The 17825-nt window shown below is 37.4% G+C and carries 15 protein-coding genes, 1 pseudogene and 1 riboswitch; of the genes and pseudogenes, 8 read left to right on the top strand and 8 right to left on the bottom strand.

Features of this window, described 5'->3' with window-relative positions; genetic code table 11:
• Positions 1-42: 42 nt before the first annotated feature.
• The 3 genes from moaC to CWR48_RS02690 form a co-directional block, all read right to left on the bottom strand.
• The gene (gene moaC / locus CWR48_RS02705; RefSeq protein WP_115771507.1) at positions 43-531 is read right to left on the bottom strand and encodes a cyclic pyranopterin monophosphate synthase MoaC; all 489 of its coding nucleotides are present in this window, start codon (positions 529-531) and stop codon (positions 43-45) included.
• A gap of 689 nt (positions 532-1220) precedes the next feature.
• Entirely contained in the window at positions 1221-2075 is an 855-nt protein-coding gene (locus CWR48_RS02695) for a malate synthase (protein WP_115771505.1), read from the bottom strand.
• Between the two features lie 508 nt (positions 2076-2583).
• Entirely contained in the window at positions 2584-2904 is a 321-nt protein-coding gene (locus CWR48_RS02690; protein WP_115771504.1) for a YflT domain-containing protein, read from the bottom strand.
• Positions 2905-3117: 213 nt separating this feature from the next.
• On the opposite strand from CWR48_RS02690, the pseudogene CWR48_RS02685 reads away from it, so the two are divergent.
• A pseudogene (locus CWR48_RS02685) lies at positions 3118-3768 on the top strand (FadR/GntR family transcriptional regulator); the annotation flags it as partial.
• Between the two features lie 281 nt (positions 3769-4049).
• Here CWR48_RS02685 and CWR48_RS02680 read toward each other — a convergent pair.
• From CWR48_RS02680 to CWR48_RS02670, 3 genes are read right to left on the bottom strand one after another with little or no spacing between them, the layout of a single operon-like run.
• Positions 4050-4406: a cupin domain-containing protein gene (locus tag CWR48_RS02680; protein ID WP_115771502.1), complete on the bottom strand. Its 357-nt coding sequence runs from the start codon at positions 4404-4406 to the stop codon at positions 4050-4052.
• Positions 4407-4429: 23 nt separating this feature from the next.
• A complete protein-coding gene (gene lsrK, locus CWR48_RS02675; RefSeq protein WP_115771661.1) occupies positions 4430-5977 on the bottom strand; it encodes an autoinducer-2 kinase in 1548 nt (515 codons plus the stop codon).
• Positions 5978-6027: 50 nt separating this feature from the next.
• Positions 6028-6954, bottom strand: a complete 927-nt coding sequence (locus tag CWR48_RS02670; protein WP_115771501.1) for a sugar-binding transcriptional regulator — start codon at positions 6952-6954, stop codon at positions 6028-6030.
• Between the two features lie 310 nt (positions 6955-7264).
• Here CWR48_RS02670 and CWR48_RS02665 point away from each other — a divergent pair, with 310 nt between their 5' ends.
• The 5 genes from CWR48_RS02665 (at position 7265) to lsrF (ending at position 12809) form a co-directional block, all read left to right on the top strand.
• Positions 7265-8776 (top strand): sugar ABC transporter ATP-binding protein, encoded by a 1512-nt coding sequence (locus CWR48_RS02665; RefSeq protein ID WP_211316679.1) that lies wholly within the window; start codon positions 7265-7267, stop codon positions 8774-8776.
• Positions 8763-9782, top strand: coding sequence for an ABC transporter permease (locus tag CWR48_RS02660; RefSeq protein WP_115771500.1), 1020 nt, complete (start codon positions 8763-8765; stop codon positions 9780-9782). Before CWR48_RS02665 ends, CWR48_RS02660 begins: the two co-directional genes overlap by 14 nt.
• Complete coding sequence (locus CWR48_RS02655) at positions 9766-10758, top strand: ABC transporter permease (protein WP_115771499.1); 993 nt, start codon at positions 9766-9768, stop codon at positions 10756-10758. The genes CWR48_RS02660 and CWR48_RS02655 overlap by 17 nt, the downstream gene beginning before the upstream one ends.
• Before the next feature lie 16 nt (positions 10759-10774).
• Positions 10775-11848: an autoinducer 2 ABC transporter substrate-binding protein LsrB gene (gene lsrB, locus CWR48_RS02650; protein WP_115771498.1), complete on the top strand. Its 1074-nt coding sequence runs from the start codon at positions 10775-10777 to the stop codon at positions 11846-11848.
• 61 nt (positions 11849-11909) lie between these two features.
• Entirely contained in the window at positions 11910-12809 is a 900-nt protein-coding gene (lsrF, locus tag CWR48_RS02645) for a 3-hydroxy-5-phosphonooxypentane-2,4-dione thiolase (protein WP_115771497.1), read from the top strand.
• A gap of 84 nt (positions 12810-12893) precedes the next feature.
• Here lsrF and CWR48_RS02640 read toward each other — a convergent pair whose 3' ends face one another.
• Positions 12894-13070, bottom strand: a complete 177-nt coding sequence (locus CWR48_RS02640; RefSeq protein WP_115771496.1) for a helix-turn-helix transcriptional regulator — start codon at positions 13068-13070, stop codon at positions 12894-12896.
• Between the two features lie 512 nt (positions 13071-13582).
• Between CWR48_RS02640 and CWR48_RS02635 the strand changes: the two genes are divergently transcribed.
• Together CWR48_RS02635 and CWR48_RS02630 are read left to right on the top strand one after the other, a co-directional pair.
• Entirely contained in the window at positions 13583-14368 is a 786-nt protein-coding gene (locus CWR48_RS02635; protein ID WP_115771495.1) for a carbon-nitrogen family hydrolase, read from the top strand.
• A 450-nt stretch (positions 14369-14818) separates the two neighbouring features.
• Positions 14819-16012 (top strand): pyridoxal phosphate-dependent aminotransferase, encoded by a 1194-nt coding sequence (locus tag CWR48_RS02630; protein ID WP_115771494.1) that lies wholly within the window; start codon positions 14819-14821, stop codon positions 16010-16012.
• A gap of 239 nt (positions 16013-16251) precedes the next feature.
• On the opposite strand, the gene CWR48_RS02625 is transcribed toward CWR48_RS02630, so the two are convergent.
• Positions 16252-17340, bottom strand: a complete 1089-nt coding sequence (locus CWR48_RS02625) for an iron-containing alcohol dehydrogenase family protein (RefSeq protein WP_115771493.1) — start codon at positions 17338-17340, stop codon at positions 16252-16254.
• Between the two features lie 353 nt (positions 17341-17693).
• Positions 17694-17793, top strand: a riboswitch (SAM riboswitch).
• The last annotated feature ends 32 nt before the right edge of the window (positions 17794-17825 follow it).

The raw sequence follows: 17825 nt of genomic DNA, 5'->3' as shown, positions 1-17825 counted from the left end.
CATCGAGCAACCCCGAACCCTCATGTAAGAACATTCATCATATTAATCTTCCCTAATATAATCTCCGTTTTTGCCGCCGCTTTTTTCTTGCAAGTAGGTAGGTCCAATAATCATAGCCTTGTCGACAGCCTTGCACATATCATATACAGTTAATGCTGCAATCGATGCGGCGGTAAGTGCCTCCATCTCCACCCCTGTATGGCCAAGGGTCTTTACTTCAGCAGCGATTAATAATTCATAATGCTCATCATCAATAATCTTCCATTCAAAAGATAAATTGACACCGCCTAAAGGGATAGGATGGCACATTGGGATGATTGCTGGCGTTTGCTTCGCGCCCATAATCCCCGCAACCTGTGCAACCGCAAGCACGTCTCCCTTCTTATTCTGATGCTTTGTAATATTTTCATAAACATTTTTGCTCATCCGCACACTGGAATGGGCAACTGCTCTACGTGCGCTTTCCTTTTTATCTGTAATATCAACCATTTTTGCTCTAGCCTGTTCATTAAAATGCGTGAATTCCGCCAAACTGATCACCTTTCTTTAGCTCGTCCATTTTAAACGATCGTACCTACATTAATTATAGAGGTATTTTAAGGGGGAGTAAAATGTCTCAGTTGAAATATCGGAGCAATAGGGAAAAATGGGAAATAAGCGATGAGACAGCTCGGTTGAATGCATGTGGGTTTGTCGAATATCAGCGTGTTTCCATAAAATATCGGCGTATTTCCAAATATAACGGTATTTTGCGGGGAGCAAGCATGAAAAAAGTAACCTTCCTCCACTCTGTCAAAGTTTAGGATAGGTTACTTTTTGCTAAGTAAACTATGAAAGGTTAGCCGCTCTTAATGCAGCATGTAATTGCATAGAAAGGGTGTAATAGCACGCTGTCATTTTTATTATACTTTAGTCCGTTTCGCACACCCTTGAATAAAGTCAGTGCTAGCATAGTGCTAAGTAATTCCCGCATTATAGGGTAGTGGACAGGTCAACCACTTGAAACAACACCTGATAATTGCCTCAAATATTAGAAGAAAATAAAGCTATATATCAGTCACATCGACCCGATATTGAAGGGGATAGTAGGGATCGAATATGCTAGCTGTTTATTGATATAACAAGCTCTACACAAATTTTAGTATCTATTTGTTTTTTTTAAAGCACTATTGATTACGTTATTGGTGGACCAAGGTGCCTGTCCCCACGTACCATGAGGACTAAATACGCATTAATGCGCCATTAGGCTTTGCTAACGCTTCTTCCTGGATTTGATTCATTTTACAAAAATGTTCAAAAAATTTCTGTGCCAGTTCTTGTTCCTGTGTGTCACTTTTCAAAGAAACAATATCAAGCAAAATTTGAGCCATCCACGCATTATCAAAATAACGGTGTTTACCAGTATTCCAAGTCATTTGATGAGGAGTTTTTTCATTAACATAATATTTCCAAAAAGGAAACCTATCAGATTCTTGTTCAGTAAGTTTTAGTCTGTATTCTGAATGAGCAGGAATGTATCCATCTTCACAAAATTTACCGATAAAATCTTCATTCACCATATAAACACCTAAGATACGTCTGTCTTTTTCAGGCATGCTGGAATCTCTTGCGGTTAAAAGGCAAGCACTATTTTGGTGCACGCGGCTAGGAATTTTTGGTTTTCCTTTGTTATTACCACTTTTTATTGCGCCTGTAAAAACCTTCCACTCTGTAAAAAAACTGTTCTGTTCTTCTTCGTCACACCAAACTACTATTTGTGATTTGGGATGAAGTTTATGATTTTTCATTAGTTTTTCATATTCCAAGTGACGTTGCTGTTCTTTACGTTGTAGGGTTATTTCTTCTTCTTTTTTCTGTTCTTCCTTCTTGCGTACTAATTCCATTTTTTGTATAACTTCGTCGAGTGAATTGGCAGCACTTTTATCATGCAGCTTTAGGTGTTCTCCGAATGCATCGGGGAAAACAAACTTTTTATTTTCCGTTGCGAAATGTATTTCTATGAAAGAGTCATTATATTTTACTACTCTTCCGTTACCAAAGCGCTTGTGTGTTACCTTTTTATCGATTAGATTCATTTTTCCTGTCCTCCCTGTAATACTTTAACTTGTTCACTCTATTTGAGTCTTTGTTTCTCCAGTCATTTGCATTTCAAGGTAAGATCTCTAATAGTTTAAAGCTGAAGTCTTCACAGCGTCTTATCTCCTATCTAGGTGATGCCCTTCACAGGCGACCTTCAGCATTTGAAGTTCACGTTACATTGACTTCCAATTTCATCAGTTCCTTTGATCTGATAAAACGATAAAAAAACCGTATCCATATTCTATCTGCAAAAAGATACCAAATGTATTTGGAATACGATTTAATAAATATCTGTAGTAATATTGTAACATTTTTTTGAAAAAATTTCAAATTTACTATTGACAACTACTTTATTGTGACGTAAAATATATTGTTATTTTTTGTTACTGAAATTCCGATTTTAATCATAATCTTTTGGATGTCGTTCAGTTAAACATAGAAAAAAACTGTGAAGTAAGAGTTGTACGCTCTCTACTTTCACAGTTTATATTACAATCCATACACCTATTTCTTCCCAATCACCACAACACGGCCGTTATCAAGCTCTTCTTCATATTTCTCAGCTTCAGCCTGAGTCAGTCCAAGATTTTCGAACTGTGAACGAAGCTCGTCCCCTCGTTTACGGAAGACATTCGCTATTTTATCAAAAAGACCTTCTTCTTCAATACCGACCTCATTAACATGTAACTCATCTGATAAGTCATCCATACGCTTTTTGTCATGCGCAATAAGATAGATATCATCTTTCGTATATCCAAGTGCAGCTAATTGTTCAATTTTTGCTTTCGCCTGTACACCATTTTCAACTACATATACATTTTCCATTCATTTATTCCTCCTATATTCGTTGGTTTATATTTATCCATTGTTCTTAGTTATCTATAACCTTTTTGTAAAAAAATGAAACATGGAGAAATTGGCTTACTAAAAAAGCAGGGAATTTGTTATAGGTGCCTAGTCACTTTTTTCAATCAAGTAATAAATTCCCAATTACTGCAAGAGGATAGGACGGGTAAATAGTCCTGTTGTTATCTGTAAATGCAAAGGATATCATTATTGTTGATAATTTACTATATAGTGTTAGAACAAATTGTTCAGTTATTAATGAGTGGACAACTGAACCCTGGAGATAAACTGCCTGCAGAAATGACTTTAATGGAACAGTTAGATGTAAGTAGACCCGTTTTACGTGAGGCACTTAGTTCATTAGAATCATTGGGAATAATCACTAGAAGACCTCGAGGGGGTACTTTCGTAAACGACCGCGTTGGTAGTAGTCCATTTAAAGTAATGCTTGCTTTATCGATTAACAATGTTCCTGCTATCATTGAAGCGCGTATGATTTTAGAGTTAGGACTTGTGACGATGGCGGCAGAAGAGATATCGGATGCACAATTGGAAAAATTAAAAGAAACTATTGATCGAATTAGAGAAAATCCAAATAGCGAATATGGTTCGATTGATAAAGAATTCCATAGATTAATAGCACAAAGCGCAAATAATCCAGTTGTTGAAGGGATGATTGACTCCCTTTTGGTCTCACATGAAAGAACGGATAGCTTGATCCCTTACCGGGAACCAGATATTACAGTTGAGCATCACGTAGCTATTTATGAAGCATTGAAAAAAAGAGATCCATATGAATCATTTAAGCAGATGTATAATCATTTAAGCTATGTAAGAAAAAAATACTGGATAATCATGCAGCCAAACATGAAATTGATATGGTACCAGGTTCTCATTGAATTTAAATTAAACAGGGCTTCTATTCAGGTGGAGAAGCCCTGTTTAATCTGGTTAGAAAATAAAGATGATGCAGAAAAAGGAGTTTGTCAAAAAGTGTGTAAGTTCTAAAGCATACTTAGGTATATTTGCCAATCTGACTCTTTAATCGATCCTCTGCTAAAACAGGTTCATGTGAGAAATCCCAACAACATAAAAAATTCAATCCATGAAATTTCCGCCCCAGCTTAATCCCCATATGGCCTATACTCCACCTCAACCTTATCATTTTCCTTGTAAGGTGATAACATGAATGCTGCCTTAAAGTCAGTATCGCCTCTATTAATTAAGTAGTGGACTTTTTTTGGTTCAACGTGAATAAAATCACCTTTTTTGCAATGGAAAATTTCTTCGCCGATATGAATTTCGAGTTCTCCTTCCATTATATAGAAGTTTTCTTCCATAATATTATGGAAATGTGCATTAAAATCTTGCCCTGGTTTTAATACGACAATACCGAAATTCATTCTTGGACCTTTTTGTAAATATTTTGGTCCGCTGTCACCGAATCTGTATTCTTTATCATTTTCGTTAATAATGGTCATATTTAACACTCCCCCTTGATATGCTATAGCCCTGGTGCACGCCACATATGCTCTGTAAGACCTTTATCAGCTAAATCGAGCTGATTTTTATATACTTTCTCCCACTTTTCATATAGGCGGTTATAAATTAAATTATTTTCCTTGATTGGCTTATATTGCTTTTCGAACGTAACAACTTTAGAAATAGCATCCTCAAAGCTAGCGTAAACCTTGGCACCAATGCCTGCGCAAATTGCTGCGCCTAACGCAGTGGATTCTTTGACGACTGGGACCTTTACGGTTTTATTTAGTACATCAGCAATGATTTGGCACCATAAATCACTATTTGAAGCTCCGCCAGCAAAAATAATGGTATCTGGAGAAGTATTGGTAATATCGCTTACTAAATCAATATTTCCTTTTGTAACAAAGGCGGCATTTTCCATTATTGCCCGATAAAATGTTGCCTTATTAAATTTTTCGGAATCTAATTTAAAGTTAATAAAGCTTGGCGCCGCATGTTTCCAGGAAATGTAGTTCATTTTATCAGAAAACGTTGCAACCATACCATGACTGCCAACAGGGACTTTTGCTGCTCTTTTTTCCATTTGACTGTAAATGCTAATATTTGTTCTTTCCTGAATATATCTTTCTAGTTCACAAAAGCTATCTCGAAACCATCTCATTACTAAACCTGGGAAAAAGGCGATTGCTTCATATTGCCATGTATCTGGTACAGCGTGACAATTAACCCTTACTCGGGAGCCTTCATCCAACTTAACGTTCGCTGTTGTATATTCATATTGCCAGAAGGATCCTCCGAGAACAGCTGCATCGCCTTCATTAATCACCCCCAGTCCAATACATCCAAGCTGGGCATCCCCACCGCCTGCAACAACCTTTGTATCAGTACTTAATCCCGTTAATGCTGCAATTTCTTCCGTGACATTTCCAATGACAGTGCCGCTTTCATGTACAATTGGATAGATACCTTCTTTTATTCCAACTTTATTTGCTAGACTGAAATCCCAATTTCGATTTTGAATATTAAAGAGACCGGTTGTACAGCCATTTGACGGCTCGACAGAAATAATATTCGTTAAACGATAGGTGATCCAATCATTCAACATCGTTACATATTTAATCTCTTTATACGTGTTTGGAAGATTATTTTTTACCCAAATAATTCTTGGGATTGCAGCTAATGAAAATGTTTGACCGGAAACTCGATATACTTCTTCCTCAAGGGCAGGATGTGATTGATTAAGATTAATAACTTCATTATCGGATCTTGAATCTACGTTTGCGCAAGCCCATAATTCCTTGCCATTTTCGTCATACAATACAATTGCTTCTCGCATACTGGTAGTTGAGATTGCAGCAATGCTGTTCGGATCAACCTTGCTTTTGGTAATTGTTTCTTTTATTAGATCAACTATAATATTAAAATTGGTATGAATATCAAAATCCATCGAACCAGGGTATCTAGAGTCTTCTTTATGCATCCATTCGGATTGTGAAACATAGCTTTCATTACCATCCGTATCAAATAAAATTACTCGAGCACTTCCTGTTCCAGCATCGATTGCCATTAAGTGCGTTTGCAATAATAACCCATCCCTTCATTTATTAATCTATTACTTTATTCTAGTAAACTGCGGGCAACATTCTCATCCGTAATTAAGATATTGATGTACCCTCCTTTTAATGCACCGATGATAGCTTCCTTTTTATCGATGCCACCTGCAACAGCAACAACATTATTTAATGTTTTTAATAATGGAATCTCTGTACTGACAATTCTATTATGTAATTTCAAATCGAGGACACTTCCATTAATATCGTAAAATTGGCTTAATAGATCACCGACAGCACCATATGATTTGAAAATCTCCATCTCTCTTAAACTGACAAGCCCCTCCTTAACTAGAGTTGCTTTTTCATTTAAAGCGCCAATACCTATTACTGTGAGATTGGAGTATGGAATCATTTCCAAAATATCTTTAATCGGCTTTTCATGAATTAAATTAGAACGAAGGCTATCTGTTGAAACCATTAAAGGAGAGGGCAAAATGTAATGATTGTAATTCGGATTCGTATAATAATCAGATGATTGATCGATAGCGGTCGGCATATAGAATTTCACTCCGCCAGATAAGGATACGAACGTAACTTTGTATTTTGTCGAGATATGCAAGCGCCCAAGCGTTCGTGAAACTGCCTCACCATAACCTACATTGATCATTGTGTCGCTCGTAATTCGATCTTCAATATACTGTGCAGCAGCAATCGTAATACTATCCACTGAATCCTCATTTGCTGAAGGAACGATATAGATGTCGTCTAAATTATATTTTTTAATTAGCTTAGCCTGTAAATCCTTCTCTGAAATTTGTTCCAAATCAATTTTAAATTGAATGATATTATTACTCCGGGCAAATTCCAAGTACTTAATGACTTTCATGCGTGAAAGGTTTAATGCTTTCGCTATATCTGTTTGGGTTAGTCCCTCATGATAGTACTTCCATGCCACTTTTACTGTAATATCTTTTTCATAGGTCATATTCATCACTCGCTCTCTTTATTAAAGAAAAAGATTGGACCCAAGTTTTGTAACAAATTATTCCTGCTGCAACAAATGTTATTCGCAGATAGTAAGATTTATAACCTGAAAATTTACGATATGAATCTTTGGAACTACTGTTGTTTAGCTGTTTTGGCAACTCTCTTTTCTAAGCTTCCATCAATTAGCCCACATTTGTAACGAGAAAAATAATAATAATTTGATACATGATTAATAATATGTATTAGAGAATCATATAATTACTAAAAATAGAATACGCTTTCGTAATACTAAAGTATTATAAGGGGGGAGAAATTTGGATGAGACAAATAACCTGATTACTTTAGAAGGAATTTATAAAAGCTTTCATAAAAATGATGTACTGAACGGTGTTTCATTGAAGCTTAATAAGCATGAGGTCATCTCAATTATTGGGGGAAATGGTGCTGGCAAAAGTACATTGATGAAGATTCTAACAGGAGTGTACCAAGCGGACCATGGCGAGATGGAAATTGCTGGCGAGAAAATTGAAAATTATCATCCTGCGATCGCGCATGAAAAAGGGATTTATCTTGTACCACAAGAACCTTTATTATTTCCAAATATGACGGTTGAACAAAATATTACGTTTGGCTTTAATAAATCAAAATATGAAATTAGAGAGGAAACAAGAAAATTATATAAGACATTAGGCTGGGGAATAGATTTAAAGCGATTAGCGTCCAGCTTAACAATTGCTGAACAGCAGCAATTAGAAATTATTAAGGGACTTCTTAGAAATGCAAAGGTACTGATTTTAGATGAACCTACCTCTGCATTAACTTTTTCCGAAACTAAATCACTGTTTGAGGTCATAAAAAAACTAAGGGATTCAGGCGTAGGTATCCTTTATATCACCCATCGTTTGGATGAGGTATTTGAAATTTCCACCCATACCGTTATTTTACGTGATGGGAAAATAACCCTGAAAGGAAATATTAGAGATTTTACAAAAGATATGCTGATTGATGGACTTTTACCAACAGGAAGTGAGACAAAGCATCAGGATATATTTGAGAAAAAATATACCGGTCATATGGATAAACCACCTGTATTAACTGTTGAGAATATCAGTGGCGATGGTTTTAGGGATATAAGCTTTAAGATTTACCAAGGGGAAGTAGTTGGGCTTGCAGGTCTTGTAGGTGCTGGAAGAACAGAGATTGCCGAAGCGATTTATGGGATAACGAGATGTCAAAATGGCAGAATTATTCTAGGTGAAAAAGATATAACGAAACTTGATATTAATGAAATTGTTGATAATGGTCTTTCCTATATACCAGAAGATAGATTTTTACATGGTATTTTTCCAATAAGTTCTGTGAGAAATAATGTTACGGTCCAGGTTGTGAAAAGAAAAGGATTTTTCATTAATAACAATTATGAAAAAGAGATCGCAGATAAATATATTGATAGATTAAACATTAAGGTTACGGATCATCATCAGGAAATGAAGTCCTTATCAGGCGGGAACCAGCAAAAGGTAGTCATTTCAAGGATTCTTTCTATTAATCCGCACTTAATTATTATGGATGAGCCTACAAGGGGGATTGATGCTGCAGCAAGGAATGATATTTATGCGATTATCAATCAGTTAAAAGAGATCGGTTTTTCCATTTTATTGATTTCATCTGATTTAGAAGAAATAGCGAGGATTAGTGATCGGATTTACGGTATTTACCGGGGAACTTGTAATGCGTATCTAGGTTTTGAAGATATTAATACTGCCAATGTAATGAAGGCGGCATTTGGAACATATGAAGGAAGTGAATCATATGTCGATATATAAGAATCTAGCAAAGAAGAGAGAATTTAGAACCTTAATCTTTTTAGCAGTAATTTTCATAATCGTAGGTTTCATAAATACAGATTTCTTAACAATCGGCAGCATCCAAAACACATTAAAAAGCAGTTTGCTATTTATTGTACTGGTAGTCGGACTAACGATTGTTCTTTTAACTGGGAATATTGATATTTCAGTTGGCGGCACATTAGGTCTTAGTGCAGCAGTATGTGGACTTATATTAAAAAACGGCGGAAGTATTTTTGTTTCTATATTAGCTGCCATATTTATCGGGGCTGCTATTGGACTGATTAATGGACTTGGAGTTACAAAGTTAAAAATTTCGTCTTTTATTATGACACTGGGAATGCTTGAAATTACGAGAGTCATTCACGTTATTTATACGAATGGGCAATGGGTGGAAAATCTGCCGGCAGGATTTAAGCAATTATCACAAATGAATGTTTTGGGCATCAATGTTTTGCTGATCATTGTACTTGCTGGAATAACTGCCATTCATCTATTTCTAACGAGAAGCAGGAAGGGCAGGTATTTTTCAGCGATCGGTGACAATATCGATGGCGCTATTTTGTTAGGGGTTCCTGTACAGCGGTATGTAATCTATTCTTTTATTGCCTCAGGTGTTTGTGCGGCGCTAGCTGGCTTGATATTTGCCAGTCAAATCGGATTTATTTCAACCAATGCAGGTTTGGGAATAGAAATGACGGTTATTGCTGCGGCAGTTCTAGGCGGCGTATCACTGAGCGGCGGTGTCGGAACTGTCATTGGTGCAACAATCGGTGCAGTAATTATGATTTCCATTAACTCCGCCCTTATCTATATGAAGATACCTGCTTTTTGGAATGATGCAATTTCTGGATTGCTATTAATTATGATTGTTGTAACTGATGCGGTCCTTTCTCGGAGAGCGGATAAACATATTAAAAAGGAGAGGTTGAAAGCAAGGGTGCTCAAGGAGGAGGTGTCAGTCAATCATGCACATGCTAAGTAAAATACCAAAATGGAATCTCGGTTTAATTTTAGTGCTAATACTGGAGATCATCATATTTGGCCTAATCAATCCGCGGTTTTGGAATATCTCAATACTGTTAAACAGCTTCAATGACTTTATTGGAATTGCGATTATTGGTTTTTTTGTAACCTTTGTCATGATCACTGGTGGGATCGATATTTCAGGAGGATCGATTATCGGATTAACGTCTGTAGTGATAGGCATTCTCTCTCAAGTAGCTGGCATGAATATATGGGTTGCGATAATTCTCGCTATTTTAGCGGCAGGGCTATGTGGCTTGCTTAATGGGATATTAATCGCTTATGGACGTGTGCAGGCAATGGTAGTTACATTGGGTGGCTTACTGCTGTATAGCGGGATAGCAATTGTGCTGATAGGGATATCTGGCGTCAGTGCTTATGAAGGAATTTCCGGATTTCCAGAAAGCTTTAGTATGATAGCTTACAGCACTGTTTTAGGAATACCGAGCTCGATCCTATTATTTGCTACCCTATTTATCATCGCCTATGTGTTATTGCATCTAACAAAATATGGTCGCTATATCTTTTTAACTGGCATTAACCAAGACGCAGCGGATTATGCGGGAATCAATACGAAGAAAGTTATTGCCAGTACGTATGTCCTATCTGGATTAAGTGCCGGAATAGCAGGGACAATGCTTACTTCTTATTTAGGCAGTGCAAGAGCAGAGTTTGGTTCTGAATATTTAATGTCAATATTAACCGTTGTTGTTCTTGGCGGTACACTCATCACTGGTGGGAAGGGGGGGATTATAGGAACAGCTCTCGCTAGTATAATTGTCGGATTTCTTCAAGTAGGAATGCAAATGGGAGGGATTTCAACGCAGTATATTGGCTTGGCAACAGGGTTGCTTCTTATTATATCTGTAGCTTTGTTAAGTATTTCATCTAGTGCAAAAGATAATATGAAGAAATTACTCGGTTTGAAAATATGAAGGAGTGAAAAATAACATGAGTAAATCAAGATTATTATTATTGCTAGTTGGAGCTGTAATGCTTTGTTTCGTATTGGCTGCATGCAACTCGAATGATAAGGATGGGTCTGCGGATGGGGCGAAGGATCCAAGTGATATTGAGGTAGTATTTATCCCTAAAATGACTGGTAATGCCTTCTTTGAATCAGGGAATAATGGTGCTCAAAAAATGGCCGAAGAAGAAGGATTTACAGTGAAATATGATGGTGCACCAGAGGGAACAGTTGCAAATCAAGTACAAATTATCAATAGTGCAGTCAGCAGTGGTGCGGATGCAATTGCAATCTCATCTGTATCCGCCGATGGTTTAAATCAAGCTTTGCAGAAGGCTATAGATGCGGGTATTAAAGTTGTTACTTGGGATTCTGATGTTGATCCAAAATACCGGTCATTTTATATCAATCAAGGTACACCTGAAATACTTGGAACAATGCTTGTAGATATGGCAGCAGAACAAATGGATGATCCTGATGGTGAGAACCAAGTTGCCTGGTTCTATTCAAGTCCAACCGTTCCTGACCAGAATTCATGGGTTGATTATGCAGAAACTTACATTAAAGAGAACTATCCTAAATGGGAGATTGTAACAAAACAATTTGGCGATGGAAATGAGCAAAAGTCATTGCAAATTGGTGAAAGTATAATTGACTCCTATCCAGATCTTGACGCAGTAATTGCCCCGGATTCAACGGCATTGCCTGCAATGGCCCAAGCAGCGGAAAATAAAGGATTAACTGCAGAGGACCTTATTATTACTGGCTTTGCATCACCAAATTCAATGAGAGGATTCATTGAAAATGGAACCATTCTCAATCATGGACTTTGGGATGTGCAGGAACAAGGGGCACTTGCCGTATACATTGCCTATTATTTAGCGCAGGGGAATACATTAAAAGTTGGGGATAGACTCGATGTTCCAACAATCGGGGAAATTACAGTTGAGCCAAATACAGTACAGGGCTACGATTATGAAGCAGATGATTCTGGAATAATCGTCCTGCCAGAAAGAATCGTCTTCACGAAGGAAAATACAGGTGATTTTGATTTTTAGCATTGGGCAACGTTTAATTGCCTGAAAAATATCATTACATGTTTGGGGGAGAGATTAAGAAATGGCAGATATTGAGGGGAATAAGAATGCAAAGCAATTTGCTGAAGATGTAGCTTTTGCTAATACAGGAGATTTTCATGTAAGAGGAGCAGCAAATCTAGATTGGGGAATGAAGGATCGTCTATCGCGAATTTTTAGGCCGGAAACGGGGAAAACCGTGATGCTGGCATTTGATCATGGGTATTTTATGGGACCTACTTCTGGATTAGAGAGGATTGATTTATTAATTCCCAGACTAGCGCAATATGCCGATTGTTTAATGGCAACAAGGGGAGCAATTAGGACCAGTGTTCCAGCGAATTATAATAAATCAATCGCACTAAGAGCCTCGTCGGGTTCCAGTATTTTACAAGATGATTTAAGTCACGAATCGATGGTTATAGATATCGAAGAAGCAATTAAAATGAATGCCAGTGCGATTGCGATTCAAACCTTTATCGGTTCAGATGGTCAAAAGGAAACGATAGAAGCATTGAATAAAGCGGTCAATTTAGGATCGAGATATTCGATTCCAACGATGGGGGTTGTAGCAGTTGGAAAGGAAATGGAACGCACAACGAGATTCTTCCTGCTGGCAACTAGAATGCTAGCAGAGTTTGGCGCCCAAATTGTAAAAACTTACTACTGCGATGATTTCGAAAAGGTCGTATCAGCATGTCCAGTTCCGTTAGTCGTTGCAGGTGGCAAAAAAGTGCCTGAGAAAGATGCACTAACATTAGCTTATAATGCGATTCAAGGCGGAGCAGCTGGAGTAGACATGGGAAGAAACATCTTCCAATCCGAGCATCCTGAAGAAATGATCCAAGCAATAAATAAAGTCGTTCATGAAGGATTAACTAGTAAAGAGGCTTACGAGTTTTATCTAGACCTTGCAAACGAAAACCTACAAGTAGGTAATTAATTTAATTTGGCTTTTGCTAATCTCACAGTAGAAGCCTTATATAGGAGCAAGGGGACAGGAAGACTTATAACCTCTGTCCCCTCACTAATATATTATTCCTTTTCGTAATAGTGTTGCTACCGCTTGTGTACGATTATTTACTTCTAATTTAGCTAGCGCTGATTTTACATATTGTTTCACGGTTGATTCGCTAATTCCCATAACATCCGCCATGTCCTCGGTACTTTCTCCCCTAGTTTGGATTGAGAGAATCCCCTTCATTAGGTACTTTTTTCTAAGCCTATCGCACTGGTATATCCTTCTTAAGGTGACGTAAAACTTATGAATTCGAAAGTTACTCTTGGTTATACTAGAAAAGTTCTAGCCCAGGCAGTAATAATGTTAGCTAACGTGTCGAGGATTAGATATTAGGTTTAAAGGGGCTGTCATTCATGTGGTAGCTCCTCTTTATTTGTGTGCTTGGCATGAGTTATAACTTAGAGGTGATAGAACTACGGTTTCAGATCCCCACTGTGCTCTCACTGAACGTTGCTGGCTAATTAATCGAGAAGAAAGGGTTAAATAAAAGCATCCCATCCTGTCATGTTTATTCACTCAGATAACAAGTTGAAAATTGAAAGACTGAAACCGTAGTAGGATGTGATAAAATGAAATTGGAGCTAAATATTGTGAGTATTGTTTCTATTTCTTATCACGGTTATATCAAAAGGAATAGATTATAGAAATTGATTAATAGTGATGAAATCAAAAACATGGAAAGGTGGTAATGACGTTTGAAGTTCTCGGTCTTTCAAATGGAGATAATTCCAGGTAATCCTAAACAAAATAGAGACAAGGTAGAAAATTGGGTGCGTGAGGTTGTACAAAATGAGCGTCCGGATACAATTGTACTTCCTGAGATGTGGACAACATCTTATACACTAACAAAATTAAATGTGCTGGCAGATGATATGGGAGAGCCAACGAAGACCTTTTTAAGTAAATTGGCGAGTGAATATCATCTTAATATTATTGGTGGATCAGTTGCAAACAAGGTAGGAGATAAAATATATAATACTAGCCTTGTGTTCAATTCAAAGGGTGAACTAGTCTATGAATATAACAAAATTCACTTAGTTCCAATGTTAAATGAACCATTATATTTAACAGGTGGAACTAAAAAGGTCGAAACCTTTGAGTTGGATGGTATAAAAATGGGCTTAATTATTTGTTATGATTTAAGATTTCCTGAATTGGCTCGTTCCCTAGCATTAGCTGGTGCGGAAGTATTAATCGTTGTTGCCGAATGGCCTACTGCACGTAAAAACCATTGGACAAGTCTGCAGATTGCTCGAGCAATCGAAAATCAAATGTACGTCATTTCTTCTAATAATATCGGGTCATTGGATGGCGTCGATTATGCAGGAGCATCAATGATAATCGATCCTTGGGGAGAAGTACTATGTCAGGGGTCTAATACCAATGAGGAAACAATCACAGGTGTCTTGGATGCGGCGCGCGTTTCAGAAGTAAGAAAGGATGTTCCAATCTTTGAAAGTAGAGTTCCTAATCTTTACTAGGTAGTTAAGAAAGCATAAAGACTTTCTTAACAAATTAGTGCAACGAAGGCTGTCATCGAAAGTCATGTTTAAACCTTAGCTTTCTAATAATATCTATTCTTATTAATCTCACATTTAATGAAAGGTTAATATCCTCTTCATAAAACTAGAGCAGGAAGTATAGGCGGGGAAGCAAACTGCAGTATCAATAGCGTATTCTACTTAACTTACCATCCGTGGGTAGGAAGAACCCTTCATGGATGGTGAGTTTTCTATTGTAGACAGATGATGGGCTGCGTACGGGAATTAGAGTGCTAAACCATAGACTAAGAGGACCTTTTATCGCGTGAAGATAATTCGTCCCAAGGCATGGAAAATACCAAGTTTTCTAATATTTAGTGGACTGTTAGTGAAAAAGATTATAAAATCTATCTATTATCGAACATTTTATTGAAAAAGAGGTTATTACAAATGGAATTTTCAAACCGATTAAATAATTTGCCAACACAATTCTTTGCTTCGCTTGTTCAAAAGGTAAATACTGCTGTTCATGAGGGACGCGATGTTATAAATTTAGGACAGGGAAATCCGGATCAGCCAACACCTACCCATATTGTTAAAGCATTACAACATGCAGTTGAAGACCCGGCAACACATAAATATTCTCCGTTTAGGGGGACTTCCCAGCTGAAACAGGCGGCTGCAGATTTTTACAAACATACATACAATGTGGACCTAGATCCCGACAGTGAGGTTGCTATTTTAGGTGGAACCAAGATAGGATTAGTCGAACTTCCTCTTGCCTTAATGAATGATGGGGATTTAATGTTGCTTCCGGATCCTGGATATCCTGATTATTTATCTGGTGTCGCTCTAGCAAATGTGAAATATGAAACGATGCCATTACGTTATGAAAATAATTATTTGCCTGATTACAGTGCGTTAACAGAGAGGCAAAAACAAGAAGCAAAGTTACTTTATTTAAACTATCCAAATAACCCTACAGGTGCAACAGCTTCGCTTGCATTCTTTGAAGAAACGATCAGTCTCGCAAAGGAAACGGATATTGGGATTGTTCATGATTTTGCATATGGTGCAATTGGTTTTAATAAAGAAAAACCAATTAGTTTCCTGCAAGCTAAAGGCGCAAAAGAGGTTGGGATAGAGCTTTATACATTATCAAAAACCTATAACATGGCAGGGTGGCGTGTTGGATTTGCAGTAGGGAATGCAAAGATGATCGAAGCAATTAATCTCATCCAAGATCACTTATTTGTTAGTTTATTCCCCGCGGTCCAAGAAGCTGCAGTTACAGCTTTAAGTGAAAGTCAGGAATGTGTCACGGATCTTGTAAACCTCTATGAAGGGCGCAGAAACATATTTTTAAAGGAATGCAGGCGGATTGGCTGGGACATAGACGCTCCAAAAGGCTCATTCTTTGCGTGGCTTCCCGTTCCCGAGGGATATACTAGTGAATCCTTTGCTGACCTATTACTAGAAAAAGCAGATGTTGCTGTTGCAGCTGGAAATGGCTTTGGGAAGTATGGAGAAGGATATGTCAGGGTGGGTCTATTAGTAGATGAGGAACGATTGCAAGAAGCTATCAGCCGAATCGAGAGATTAAATATTTTTGGAATAGAAGAACAAGGCAATCGTCCCCAATAACTGTCAAATCTAGAAAACATGTGGATTAAAAGTATCCATTAATTAGATTTTGGTAGTTAAGAAAGTATAACGACTTTCTGAACGAATAAGTGCAACTAAGGCTGTCACCGAAAGGCTTGTGTTAAACCTAAGTTTTCTAACGATTTGTAATCTCGTTTAAGCTTATTATCCGTTAAAGTAAGTGAAAAAGAGGATCAGATCCTGAGAGAGATTTCCAGGTTTTGATCCTCTTCTGATAACTATTTTACAAAAACATACTTCTCTAATTCCATCATCGCCCGTGTAACAACTTCTGAGGTCATCACCCCAGGTAAGACGTGGATGGATTCGCCAGATATGGTTGCTTTTTCAGCAACAAGTGAAATGGATTCCTCCGTAACGTTTGTCACACCTAAATCCTTAAGTGTGGTTGGCAGTCCAAGTTTATCGTAGAATGGCAATATTTGTTCGATTTCCTGCCGTTTATTTTCCAGCATTAATTGAACAAGAATTCCGTATGCAACTTTTTCTCCATGTAAGGCATAGTGTGTTTCTTCAAGTGCAGTTAATCCATTATGAATAGAATGGGCTCCTGCAACTCTACCATAATGATCACCAAACCCACCGACTATGCCACCGAACATAATAATTGCTTCAGCTACTTTGGTAAATTCATAATTTAAAGTACCATTTTTTGCTGCGTTTATCGCTTCTTCTGCATGCTGAAGAAGGACATCTTTACATAACTTTGCAGTATAATGTGAGAGTTCAAGTGCTGCCGGTTTGTCCTTGATATTTGCCATTTGTACATCTGCTTCATACCATTTTGCAAGTGTATCAGCGATTCCAGCAATCATCATATCGATTGGAGCCAGTAATAAAATTTGTGGTTCAATCAACACAAGGCTCGCATTTTCTGGATATAGATCGAAACGAGTAAATGTACCTGTATCATCATAAATAACGCTGATCGGTGTCCAAGGTGAGCAGTTGGATGCAAGTGTTGGAATCAGAACGTAGGGTATGTGAGTGACGTGACAGGCAGACTTAACAAGATCGAGCACTTTCCCACCGCCAACTCCAATTACACTGTCAACACCATGTTCCGTAATTTGCTTTGCAACAGCATCAATTTCAGTTATGGAACATTCACCATGATAGGTATAGTCTACAATCTCTATTTCATTGAATGCTGGCCAAAATGGCTTCGCTGCTTGCCATGATTTTTCTCCATGAACTATCAGTATTTTTTTGAAACCGCGAATGATAAGCTTGTCCTCTAATTCATTCAAAATGCCTTCTTGCAATATGTATTCACTTGGTGCGCCATGTACGGAAATCGTTTTCATATGATGTATTCCCCTCTTCTGCTATATTTTCCAATATCTTTTACAAAATTAATGAACGAAAGATGACGCATAACACATCGTTGCAATCGGATTTTACAGGGTGGTTGAACCTTATTTTTTCGTATTTAAATTAAAGTTCATTATATGGATGATGTAATAATTTGTCAATTTGGTGGGCATGACGGGATGTGGGGTAATTTCAGTCCTTGTCCTGGAAAATAGGAATTACATAAATCATTCTCAGTATTTCCTCCATCAAAGTGGACAATCCATTTTGAAATATGAAAATATTGTCGAATTTCCATTGACTTATCATAGTTGCTATACTATACTAAAAAAATAAAATAATATTAATCTTATTAAGAGCGGCGGAGGGACTGGCCCTGTGATGCCCGGCAACCATCTTTACAGAAAGGTGCTAAATCCTGCAAACAATTGTTTGATAGATAAGAGAAATTAAAATAGGAACGGCTATTTATATTAAC

This window comes from Oceanobacillus arenosus (assembly GCF_003369575.1).
Classification (GTDB): Bacteria; Bacillota; Bacilli; order Bacillales; family Amphibacillaceae; genus Oceanobacillus; species Oceanobacillus arenosus.
Note: the sequence above shows the minus strand (reverse complement) of the source record. Positions and strands in the feature narration are given on the sequence as shown.